Genomic DNA, 11,908 nt, shown 5'->3' with positions numbered 1-11,908 from the left:
CTGCTATACCCGCTATGCTCGTATTCCATACCAATTATGCCGCTTCTGCAGCCTTTTTCCAATAGGCCACGGTGTCTACTGCATGGAAGCCGGATTTCCCATAAACTTTCAGTGCATCGTTTTCCGTTTCGACATCCAGCAGGACTTTGCGCTTGCCAACAGCAAATGCATGATGCCTGCACCATAATAAGAAAGCCTTGCCATAGCCTTTTCCTTGCTGTTTCGGATCGACAGCGAATGCCGTCACCCATAAATCCGCTCCTTCCTCAAGAAGTGTCGCAGCAGCCACCATCTTGCCGTCCCGTGCCATCACCCAAACGTTCCGGTCGGGCGACTCGATATTATGCGAAATCACGGATAAGATCCCTTCATCAAATGCCGCCTCTAACAGCGCATCGAGTTCTTCCCGTTCGCCGTTATAGGGCCGCACCTCCAAATCTTTCGGCAATGCCATCTCCTCCATCGGTTCCGCCGCCATCAGGATTTCCTTGAAATCGAGCCTGTAGCTGAGGCTTTCCAGAAATTGTGCAGCTTCCGGCGTTTCAATGGATGCAGCCAATACACTTTCTGCCTGGCGCTGGCTATGGCCATGTTCAATGCCTTCTGCCAATGCGGTGCCAAGCGACATCCGGCGGTAATCGGTGTGCACAAGCACGGACCACTCATAATGATGCAAACCGACGATATCTGCCGAAGAAGCAAATCCTGCTAATTTCCCGTCATCTGTATAAGCAAGAACTGCAAATCCTCGGGCTTCGGGGTTTTGCCATAGCGGTCTATGGAGCACTTGGCTGTAATCTGTTTGAAATAAGGCTAAAAAATCTGAGGCATCCTGAACGGTCTTGCCATCCAACGGAAATGACTCTATTGATAGGGAAATATTCATTTTCCACCATCCCTTCGCTTGATTATTTTCATGGTATCACAAGATTACAGAATTAAACGAACTTTTACCGTTGTGTATCATCGGTTTAAAGGCGCTTTAGATAGGCTATAATGTGTTGATGAATTTATTTTCGGAGGTCAGATTATGGCGAAAGAACGTTTAACGTGGGTGGATGCAGTAAAAGGTTTCTTGATGGTGCTTGTTGTCATCGGACATTATTCAGGGCCGATGCCTGTTGAATCCCCTTTAATCACATATATATATTGGTTCCACATGCCGGCATTTTTCCTTTTGAGCGGCTTGTTCTTTAAACCGATAGCTGACAATAGCCAATTAAAACCGGCAATCCATAAACGCTTCATGCAGCTGATGGTGCCTTATCTATTTTTCCTGCTGTTATTGACGTTCTTTAAATACGGCATGATGATCGGCGATGGCACCCTTACTTCAGCTTTCCTTAGGCAAGACTTGATCGAATTGACTGTCGGCGGACGATTCTTGCGCGGCGAACATGGCGTCTTTTGGTTTGTGACGGTCATGTTCGCGACCTACTTGCTGTTCTTATGGATTACACGCCAAAAGCGCTGGCTGCAGTTCACCATCTTGGCTGCCTGTTATATCGCCGCACAGCTGGAAGGGACATTCGCTATGGGGCTCGCCTCGGAACCCGATGCTGCCTCTGCCCAGATTCCAATGATCTGGAACTTGGACGTTGTGCTTATTGCCGTTGTCTATTTTGCAATCGGCTATTATTTCAAGGCATTTTGGATGAATATCCCGAAAGCTGCAATTGGCATCGCCGCGGCAATCGCTGCTCTGGCGATGGCTGCAGATGGCATCGGATTTATCAATTACCATTTAAGCCTGAAGTTTTTGCGCTACGACCATTTCTTGCTGGATCTCATCATACCGATTGCGATGACCGCTTTAATCGTCGGCATCTTCCAGCAGATGACAGCCATCAAACGGCTGCCTTGGTTTGAGAAAATCGAGAAACATTCAATTTCTATCATGTATTTGCACATCTTCATCGGTTTTGTTGTCAAAGACATGCTCCCTTATAATATTTTGACCTATACATTAGCGGGGTTATTCGTGCCGATCGTCTTGTCCATCTTGATTCCCAAGACGATTCCGCTCGGCGAAATCCTCATCGGCCGTTTCAATCCGCGCAAACATATGCACTTGAGCTAATCAAAAAAAGACAGAACCGCAGGACTTTCCTGCGGTTCTGTCTTTTTTGTTAGAAAGTCACAGCTTCGCATCCGCGAGCATTGCTGTGTATACTCCGCCCATATCGATCAAGTCCTGCTGTTTGCCGAACTCGACCAATTCCCCCATCTCCATCACCAGCACCAAATCAGCCTGCCGCACTGTATTCAAGCGGTGTGCAATGACGAAACTGGTACGGCCTGACATGAGATGCTCAAGCGCTTCCTGTATTTTCAGCTCTGTGACGGTATCGATGCTGCTGGTCGCTTCATCCAATAACAGGATGACCGGATCTGCAATCAGCGCTCTTGCAATCGACAGCAATTGCTTCTGCCCTTGGCTGATCATCGAGCCGTCGCCTTTCAACACCGTGTCGTAGCCTTCCGGCAATGCCTCGATAAAGTCATGGGCATTGCTCCTTTTCGCAGCCTCGACCACTTCTTCGTCGCTGGCATCGAGGCGGCCATAGCGAATATTTTCCCGCACCGTTTCCTCGAAAAGGAATGGGTCTTGCAGCACAAAAGCGATTTGTTTGCGCAGCGTCTCCCGCGGCATCGCTTCGATCGGTGTGCCATCAAGGCGAATCTGCCCTTCCGCTGCGTCATAGAAGCGGGCAAGCAATTGCATAATCGTCGTTTTCCCTGCACCCGTCGCTCCGACCAATGCGGCAGTCTGGCCAACGCCTACGGCAAAACTGACATTGCGGATTGTCCATTCCTCTTCTGCGCCTTCGTATTTGAAGGACACGTCGTCAAATTCAACCATCCCACGCAGTTTCTTATCTGCATTCAATACTATTTCGTCTTTTTCTTCCGTTTCTCCCATGATTGAAAATACCCGCTCTGCACCCGCAATAGCTGATAGGACTGTATTAAACTGGTTCGCCAGGTCGTTGAGCGGACGCGTAAACTGGCGTGCATACTCGGTAAAGATGACAATGACGCCGATGGAAATCGATCCGTTCAGCGCAAGAATTCCGCCGACGCCGGCGACAATCGCAAAACTGCCGTTGTTCAAAAAGTTCATCACTTTCGGAATAAACCCAGCAAAAGTCCATGCCCAAAAGCCTGTACGGCGAAGATTCTCACTTTTCACGAGAAACTCCTCCATTACGCGCGGCTCCTGTGAAAAAGCTTTGACTATTTTCTGCCCCGAAATCGATTCCTCGATCAAGCCGTTCAATTCGCCGATGGCTTGCTGCTGTTCTTTATAAAGGCGCCCTGTGCGTTTGGTGATCCATTGCATCGCCACATACATGATTGGAATGATGACCAGCGTCAAAACCGTCAGCAGTGGGCTCAGCCACAGCATGACAATGATGGTTCCCGTCAATGTCAGGATGCTCGAAAACACCTGGATGAACGTGCTGTTGAGCGTCGTCGAGACGTTCTCGATGTCATTCGTCATGCGGCTCATCAACTCGCCATGCTGGCGTTTGTCGAAGAACGATACCGGCAAGCGTTGAAGATGCTCAAACAGCCTCGTGCGCATCCGGTAAATCACCGCTTGGGCAATCCCGACCATCCAATAGTTTTGCAGGTATAACGAAACAGAATGCCCGATATAAACGGCAATGAGCCAGAAGATGACCGTTCCCATTCCGCTGAACGTTTGGGGGACGATGAATTCATCAATGATATAACCGATCAGGTAAGGGCCAAGCAGCGCCAAAGCTGAACTGACGAACACCAAGGCAAGCACGGTCATTAATAGCAAACGGTGTTCATCCACCAGTTTCCAGATGCGCAGCAGCGTGGATTGCCAATTCTCCGCCCGCTCGCTTTTTTTGCTGTCTTTCTTTTTTAAGTCTTCTTTCCGGATTACCGGTTCGTAGCCGAATGGACGGCGAATTGCATCAAACATACTCGTCCACCTCCTGTTCCTGCTGTGAAAAGGCAATCTGCCGGTAAAGCGAAGACGCCTTCAAGAGCTGTTCGTGTGTTCCATAGGCCGAAATTTCGCCATCCTCCAAAAGCAGGATGCGGTCTGCTTTCATCGCTGTGCGGATTTTTTGTGTAACCATGAGCATCGTCGCATTTTCCCGCTCGAGCTCCTGCCACAGCGCCGCTTCTGTTTTCACATCAAGCGCGCTTGTACTGTCATCCAAGATCAGTACGGATGGTTTGCGTACGAGTGCACGTGCAATCGACAAGCGCTGCTTTTGGCCGCCGGATAAATTAACGCCTTTCTGTCCGACACGCGTATTATAGCCATCCGGAAAACGCATAACGGTATCGTGAATCTGGGCTTTTACCGCGGCATCGGCAAGTTCACTTTGCTCCGACTGCTCTTTTCCCCACGACAAGTTGTCTGAAATGGTGCCCGTGAAAAGCATCGATTGCTGCGGCACGATGCCGATGGTTTTTCGCAATGTCCGCAGCTTCCATTTCTGCACGTCGCTGCCGTGGACTTTCACCATGCCATCCGTGGCATCGTAAAAGCGGGGAATGAGCTGCAGGAGGGTCGATTTCCCTGACCCAGTCGCACCCATAATCGCCAGTTTTTCATTTGCTTTTAAACTGAATGAAATGTTTTTCAGCACCAAGCGGTCCGTTCCGGGATAAGCAAACGACACGCCATCGAATTCGACAGCTCCGCGGTGCAGCATATTGTCTTCGCCATGTTCGTCTTTTTCGCGCACGTCTTCCGCAAGCAGCACTTCTTCAATTCGCTCCGAAGAAGATTTCGCACGCGCAAACGCCATAATGATGAATGAGAACATGGAGAAAGCGCCGGTCATGCGCATTGCGTAATTGACGATCGCCACCAATTCACCGATTTCAGCACTGCCTTGCCGAATTTCAAATGCACCGAACCACAGCACTGCCAATAACGACAAGTTCATGCCAAATAAAAGAATCGGCAAAATGATTTCCATGACGCGGAATGCTTTCACGGTATCGATTTTCAGCGAATCGGCTACGCCCGAGAAACGGTTCGATTCGTGTTTGCCGCGCAAATAAGCTTTGATCAGCCGGACAGCCTGCAGGTTTTCCTGAACCATCCGGTTAAGCTGGTCGAGCCGCTGCTGGACAAAACTGAAATGCGACACCCCTTTTTTCACCATGACGTATAAAAACACCGACAGCACCGGGAATACAATCACCAGGTAAACTGCCAACTGGGCGTTGACGACAAATGCCATGGCGATGCTCCCGATAACGAGCAGCGGCGCGCGAAGCATGATGCGCAAACTCATGAACAGCACCTGCTGGACTAAGTTGACATCGCTGGTCAGCCGCGTGATCAAGCCCGACGCAGGGAAGCGGTTGAACGTTGCCAGCGAAAAAGACTGAATCCGTGCGTAAACGACCTTCCGCAAATCGAACGAAAAGCTTTGCGAGACATGCGAAGCAAAATAGGAGTTCACTACACCCGACAAAAAGGCGATGGCTGAAAGCCCCATCAAGATGATTCCGTATTCGATGATTTGATTGCGGTCGCCCGCCAGAATGCCGTCGTCGATGATTTTTGCGATGACCAGCGGCTGCAGAAGCTCCACTGTCAGTTCAAGCAGCATAAGAGACAAGGCGATGGCGATTAAAAATTTATATGGTTTGGCGTAAGAAAAAACAGTTTTCACTCGCATAGCCTCCTTGAACATTTCGATACACGAACTTTTATCTTGTTATTATGACATAATTCTCTGACAACAGACAGTATATTTCCTTGGAAATAAAAAAAACGGCGCTTCTGTAAAGCGCCGCTTTTTCTCTTATCAGACTCTGCGTTTTTTCAGTTTCACATTGCCGGCCAGCGACAGGAATGTCACAAAAACCAGCATGATGAGAGCTCCGGCCAACTGGGTTGGCGCTAGTATTTGATGGAACCAGAACGCTGAAATAATCATGGCCGTAAGCGGCTCTACCGCTGACAGCACGCTCGTTTCCACCGGTGTGATAAAGCGCATGCTGCTTAGGAACAGGACAAACGCCAGCGTCCCTGCAATGACCAATGCTAGAAAAATCAAGAGCGCTTTTGGATCCATGAGGCTTCCCCAATCATCCGCAAGGAATACCGGATCCACAATCGCAAGGAATAGTCCGCCAATCAGCATCGACCAGCCTACAACAAGCAGCACACCCCATTCCTGCATCAAGCGCGCAGGGTATAGGGTATAAAAAGAAAACGTCAGTCCGACTAAGATGCCCCAGAACAGCGCTTCACCGCTGATGGCCAGCTCATCGGGACGGCCGTTCGTCAAGAGCAGGAACAACCCCATCAGCGTGCCCGCCATGCCGATCACCTGATAAAGCGGCGGCAATTTTTTTTGGCGCAGCGCAATGAACAAGATGATGTAAATCGGCCCTAAAAATTGGAGCAGCGTTGCGACAACTGCATCACTGGCCGCAATGGCTGAAACAAATGTGAATTGCGCACCGAGCATGCCAAAAATCGAGAACAGGACAAGTGGCCGGATCCAAATGCGCCCTCTGAAAATCGATGTGACCTTCACTCCTTTCATTTTCACAAAGATGAGCAACATCACCCCTGCCAGCATCAGGCGCAGTGTGGACACAAATGTAGGCGTCAAGCTATATTCATGCATCATCCACTCCATCATCGGGCCGGTCGCTCCCCAAAATACCGAACCCGTGATGATCATCGCAATTCCTTTAATACGGTTCATGGCTAATCTTCCTTTCTACAGGAAAAACCAATCCCGGAAGATTGGTTTTCTGGCATTCGTTAAAAAGTGGTGCTCAGCATCAAACCGCCATACGCGGCCGCGATAAAACCGATGCCGAACAGCACAGAAAATCCGGCAGGCACGCTGCGTTTATAAGACAGCGGCACCATCACCAAACAAAGAAGCGCAATTCCAAGCAGCAACAGCCCATTCAATGAAAAATCCGGTACCGCGCTGATTGGAATATACACCGGCCCCATGAACGCTTCAATAAACGGCGCCGCCCCTTCAAAGCGTAATGTCTCATTGACATCGTGCGGAGGTGCTTCTTTGCTCATGAACGCGGTCAACGCCAGCGTTGCTAGAAGCAAAATGCTCTCGGCTTTCAGCCATGCCTGTTGATAAAGGCGTTTTTTATTCAAGAAGCCATTGATAGCTGCTGCCAATAAGAGCGGAATAATGCTCAAATGTTTCAACAACAGCAACTGGCCGTAAGGCAGAACCCATGAATTGGCGTAATCAGCGGGAGCCACAAAGAATAGCATGATGATAAATCCACTGATCAGCAAGATCGCGACACAGGCACTGGCAAATGGCGTGAACCACGCCAAGAACCGCTCCCATTGCCCGCCATTTGAAAACCATGCCGCCTGCAATAGTACCCCGGCCCATAACACCAGTACCAGGAAATGCACGGTATGGCTGATGAAGCCGCCCCATAAGTTGAGGGTTGAAGCGTGGCTGAAAAATCCGACAGCCAGAATCAGTGCCAGTGTGTAGTATGCAGCCATATATTTTGAGCCGCCAAAATAAATCGTGATACCAAGAAGCAGCGAAATCAATGCGGTAATCACCCAGCCGTGGCCGGTCCGGTAATCAAGAAGGATGGCAAAGAACGTCCCGAAACCGCCATCCAAAAACACCAGCAATTCAATGACCGGCGCCAGCGAAAACAGCGCAATCCCGATGACGCTTAACATCAGCAGCCACCGCGGTTCACGGATTTCCGGCTTATGGGAGTGCGGGATGAATTTCAACAACACCGAGCCCGCAATAATGGAGAATGCCACATACAGCAAAAAATCGGAAATCGAAGTAAAAAAGTTCATCGTTTCTTTTTGATCAGCAGGACAGCGCCGAACCCTATTAAAATTACAGCCGCAACAATCAATAAAATAGTCAGGAGGGTTCCGCCTTCTTCCTCGTCCACTGCAGCCCTTTGCTGATCTGCGGCGGGCTCTGCTTGAGCTGCCTCTTGTTCTATAACTTCTTCAGCTGGTTCTTCCGATACTGGTTCTTCGGCAGAAGGCGCCTCCAAACTGAATAGGATTTCCCCTTCGATCGGATGGCCATCTTCACCTATAATTTTCCACGAAATTATGTATTGACCATTCACTAACTCTTCATTGATTAAGCCTTTCATCACGTTTTCAGAAATCGAAATATCATCCAGCGCAACGTCCGTTTCCGGTCCTTTGAGCGTCATCGTGCTGCCTTCTTCGATAATTGTGCCGAACGCCAATTCAAGTTCCTTCGGGGCTTCAGCCAATTTCTGCCCTTCTGCAGGGTTAGACGATGTCAATGCTGTATGGGCATGCGCCGTGAAAGGCATCACGAGCATCAGCAGCAATGCTGCCACAATTATTTTCTTCATTTTTTTCCCTCTTTTTCTTTATTTTCATTTTTTCTTTCCCCATTCTCTCATGCTTGTTAAAATAAGCATAGTCATTGTATCTTACAAAAAAATACGGGTAATATTTTGAAAAGGATGACGATAGTCCTTTTCTTCTTTATAATGGAATTAGACTACGGATTAATGGAATTAATTTACGGAGAAGGAGCGTCATGGAATGAGTGAATTACAAGAACTGTTAGCGGATAATCTCGTTTTTAACCATATCCCTTTTCCCATTATCATTATGGACAAAGACGGACTTGTTGTATGGTGCAGCCGCCATGCAGAACGTGTTTTCCAAATCGAAACCGATAAAATCAAAGGCCAAATTTATCCATATATGAATCCAGAAAGAGCTGCTCTTTATAAGCATTCTTGGGAAACGGTTATACATAGTAAAGATCCGATACGGTTTGAAGATGTAGAAGTCGGGTTAGGAAGCGGAACGCTGACGTATACGACCATCGTCACAAAAGCGTTCACTGCTGACAATGAACCATTCATCATGGCGATTTTCGAAGTGGATGATGCTGATGAAGAAGGTTCGGCAAACCGTGAATTGAACAGCCTGCGGAGCGGATTGGATAATTCGTTCATGCTCTTATACTTTGATGAGGAATTTTTGATTACTTATGCAAATCCTTTATTCCTGAAGCTGAGCAAGTGGACGCCAAAACGGATTCTCGGTAAACCGGTCTGGCAGATGTTCGGTGAAGAAAGCGCGGATATCCGTTTTGTAGAAACGCTTGTGGCCACATTGAAGAGCGGCAATGTCTGGAACGGACAAACACGAAAAGTGAAAAAAGACGGCGAAGAATACTGGGTTGACCTGACTGCAATTCCGATGCAAATCAAAGGCGATGACACTTATTACATATTCCTTGAAAAGGATATCACCGCTGCTAAAAAAGTTCAGCTCCACTTGGAAGAAATCGCCTTCATCGATCCTATCACAGGATTGGAGAACCGCCATCGCTTAGAGCAAGTGGTCAATGAATTCATCGAAGAAAAGAAAAACTTCTCGTTTGTTTATCTCGATATCGACCGTTTTTATACACTTCGCGATGTGTCGGACACCGATACTGAAAACGAATTACTCATCGAATTCACGAAGCGGCTGCGCATGTATTTCTCAGATACCATCATCACCCGTGCGGGATTGCATGAATTCGCATTAGTGACACCGCTCAGCAACTGGTTTATCGAAGGGTTCCTCTACTACCTTCAGCAGCACCCGATTTATATTGACGGTCTGTCGATTCCAATGACCATCAGCGGTGCCATCACGCGCTATCCTGAAGACCAGCAATCGTTCGTGCACCTGATTAAAGCGTCTCACGCCACTATCAAAAAAGTCAAAGAACGGGGCGGCAGCGCCATTTCTGCGCTGACTTCCGATGACCATGAGCGCTTGAGCCGGAAATCACTGATTGAAAAACGCTTGATCCACGCGCTTGACCGGCATAATTTGCATTTGCTGTACCAGCCGCAAGTCAATTTGAAGACCGGCAAAGTGGAAAGTGTCGAAGCGCTCGTGCGATGGGAAGATTCCGAAATCGGCATTGTCACGCCGGACGAACTGATTCCGATCGCCGAAGAAAATGGCATGATCAACGAAATCGGACTTTACGTCCTTGAATCGGTGTGTACGCAGCTGAAAGACTGGCAGAATCGCGGAATCGATATGAAAGTCAGCATTAATACGTCCATCCGGGAGTTCCGTGATAAGGATATGGCAAAAATTTTCCTTGAGCAGATCCAGTTGAATGGCTGCGACCCTTCTTCGTTGGCGATTGAAATCACCGAACGCTTCGCTTTGGAAGCAGAAGCCGAACGGTCAATCGTTAAGCAGATGCAGCAGCTGAACGCAGCCGGCATCTCTTTCTCACTCGATGATTTCGGAACGGGCTACGCTGCATTCCGCTATATGCTGATGCTGCCGATCACCAACTTAAAAATCGACCGTTCCATTATCAAGTCCATCACGAAACAGGAAAAAATGCAGAAGCTAATTAAAGGCATGATCCAATTCGGCAAGAGCTTGGACCTCCAAGTCACTGCGGAAGGCGTCGAAACGAACGAACAACTGGAATTATTGCGCGCCATGGACTGCGATTTGATCCAAGGCTACATTTCCGGCTACCCGATGACAGCGGCAGATCTGGAGAAATGGCTGAAAGTTTCAGAAACAACATGATAAAAAAAATCGGCATGCCCCAGTCAATTCTGGGTCATGCCGATTTTCTTTTGGACGCGCTTGGCCATTTGCTTAAAGACTATTTGCATCAATACTTCCGCGAATACCAACCCCATCGCGACAGCGCCTGATATCATCAATGCTTCAGAAGCAAAGGTTATGGCCTCCAGATAATTATTCTCCACGATATTGCGCATGGCATTATATGCCTTGCTGCCCGGCACAAGCGGGATGATCCCTGCCACACTGAAAATGATCATGGGCATCTTGAATTTTTTCGCCAGCAGATGCGCTGCCAGCGCCACGCCGAATGCACCCGCAAAAGTCGCCTGTACGGGGTCGTCGAGGAAAATGACGCCTGTCCGGTAAATCAGCCAGCCCGTCATGCCTACCAGCCCACAGCTAAGCAACGTCCTTCTCGGCGTATTGAAAATAACGCCGAACGACGCTGCTGCCAGAAAACTTAAAAACGCTTCTAATGGCCAGTTCATTGAACCCCTCCTTTTAAAATGACAATACAAGCGCGATGCCGGCTCCAATGGCGAACGCTGTCAGAAATGCTTCCGCTCCTTTGGAAAGGCCCGAAACGAAATGCCCAGCCATCAAATCGCGAACAGCGTTTGTAATCAGCAGGCCCGGTACAAGCGGCATAATCGAACCGATAATGATCGTGTCCAGATTTTTGCCGAAGCCGGAATAGACGGCTAGCAGCGCGAACACACCAATGGCCAACGCTCCGACAAATTCCGCAAAAAATTTCACCCGCGTTTTCTCCAAAATTGTTTCCACTATGATAAAGCCCGTTCCGCCGAAAACAAAAGCGAACGGCAAATCACTCCAATTGCCGCCCAGCAAGATCAGGAAACATCCGCTCGCCGTCGCAGCCGCCAGAATCTGAAGCCATATATTGAACATATAATTGGTCCGGTCGATAGTTTTCAATTCTTCGTATGCCTCTGCCAGCGACAATTCACCAGCCACCAATTTCCTGGACACCGAATTCACTAATGCAACACGCTCCAGGTCGGTGCGGCGGCTATTGATGCGCACAAAGCGCGTCGCCAGCTCGTCACTCGGGGAAAACATGAGGCCGGTGGGTGTTACAAAACAATGGGAGTCTGTCATTTTCTGTGATATGGCCATGCGAATCATTGTATCTTCAACACGGTAAGTTTCCGCGCCATTCTCCATCAACAGCTTGCCGGCCAACAGAAAACAATCGAGGGCAAGCTCGCGTCTAGTTTCACCTATTTGAGTCACAGGCTCTCCCCCTTCTGTATTATTCCTCATGATAACGCATCCGGACAA

The 11,908-nt window shown here is 48.7% G+C and carries 10 protein-coding genes; 2 read left to right on the top strand and 8 right to left on the bottom strand.

Annotated elements, in window-relative coordinates:
* Positions 1 to 34: 34 nt before the first annotated feature.
* Positions 35 to 886 carry a GNAT family N-acetyltransferase gene (locus QMA09_RS01250; RefSeq protein ID WP_290211718.1) on the bottom strand — a complete coding sequence of 284 codons (852 nt, stop codon included), beginning with the start codon at positions 884 to 886 and terminating at the stop codon, positions 35 to 37.
* A 144-nt stretch (positions 887 to 1,030) separates the two neighbouring features.
* Here QMA09_RS01250 and QMA09_RS01245 point away from each other — a divergent pair, with 144 nt between their 5' ends.
* Complete coding sequence (locus tag QMA09_RS01245; RefSeq protein ID WP_183736435.1) at positions 1,031 to 2,080, top strand: acyltransferase family protein; 1,050 nt, start codon at positions 1,031 to 1,033, stop codon at positions 2,078 to 2,080.
* A gap of 57 nt (positions 2,081 to 2,137) precedes the next feature.
* Here the strand turns inward: QMA09_RS01245 and QMA09_RS01240 are convergent, their stop codons facing one another.
* From QMA09_RS01240 to QMA09_RS01220, 5 genes are all read right to left on the bottom strand, one after another.
* Entirely contained in the window at positions 2,138 to 3,961 is a 1,824-nt protein-coding gene (locus tag QMA09_RS01240; protein ID WP_290211717.1) for an ABC transporter ATP-binding protein, read from the bottom strand.
* Positions 3,954 to 5,681, bottom strand: a complete 1,728-nt coding sequence (locus QMA09_RS01235; RefSeq protein WP_290211716.1) for an ABC transporter ATP-binding protein — start codon at positions 5,679 to 5,681, stop codon at positions 3,954 to 3,956. Before QMA09_RS01235 ends, QMA09_RS01240 begins: the two co-directional genes overlap by 8 nt.
* A 135-nt stretch (positions 5,682 to 5,816) precedes the next feature.
* Positions 5,817 to 6,728, bottom strand: a complete 912-nt coding sequence (locus QMA09_RS01230; RefSeq protein ID WP_290211715.1) for a DMT family transporter — start codon at positions 6,726 to 6,728, stop codon at positions 5,817 to 5,819.
* Positions 6,729 to 6,787: 59 nt separating this feature from the next.
* Entirely contained in the window at positions 6,788 to 7,837 is a 1,050-nt protein-coding gene (locus QMA09_RS01225; protein WP_290211714.1) for a copper resistance D family protein, read from the bottom strand.
* Entirely contained in the window at positions 7,834 to 8,382 is a 549-nt protein-coding gene (locus QMA09_RS01220; protein WP_290211713.1) for a copper resistance CopC family protein, read from the bottom strand. Before QMA09_RS01220 ends, QMA09_RS01225 begins: the two co-directional genes overlap by 4 nt.
* Positions 8,383 to 8,578: 196 nt before the next feature.
* Here QMA09_RS01220 and QMA09_RS01215 point away from each other — a divergent pair, with 196 nt between their 5' ends.
* On the top strand, positions 8,579 to 10,600 hold the full coding sequence (locus QMA09_RS01215; RefSeq protein WP_290211712.1) for a bifunctional diguanylate cyclase/phosphodiesterase: 2,022 nt from the start codon (positions 8,579 to 8,581) through the stop codon (positions 10,598 to 10,600).
* A gap of 23 nt (positions 10,601 to 10,623) precedes the next feature.
* Here the strand turns inward: QMA09_RS01215 and QMA09_RS01210 are convergent, their stop codons facing one another.
* Both QMA09_RS01210 and QMA09_RS01205 read right to left on the bottom strand, forming a co-directional pair.
* Positions 10,624 to 11,091, bottom strand: a complete 468-nt coding sequence (locus tag QMA09_RS01210; RefSeq protein WP_135500134.1) for a threonine/serine exporter family protein — start codon at positions 11,089 to 11,091, stop codon at positions 10,624 to 10,626.
* 13 nt (positions 11,092 to 11,104) lie between these two features.
* A complete protein-coding gene (locus QMA09_RS01205; RefSeq protein WP_290211711.1) occupies positions 11,105 to 11,890 on the bottom strand; it encodes a threonine/serine exporter family protein in 786 nt (261 codons plus the stop codon).
* Between the last annotated feature and the right edge of the window lie 18 nt (positions 11,891 to 11,908).

The sequence above is a fragment of the Planococcus sp. APC 3906 genome (assembly GCF_030407685.1).
Lineage (GTDB): Bacteria > Bacillota > Bacilli > Bacillales_A > Planococcaceae > Planococcus > Planococcus koreensis.
Note: the sequence above shows the minus strand (reverse complement) of the source record. Positions and strands in the feature narration are given on the sequence as shown.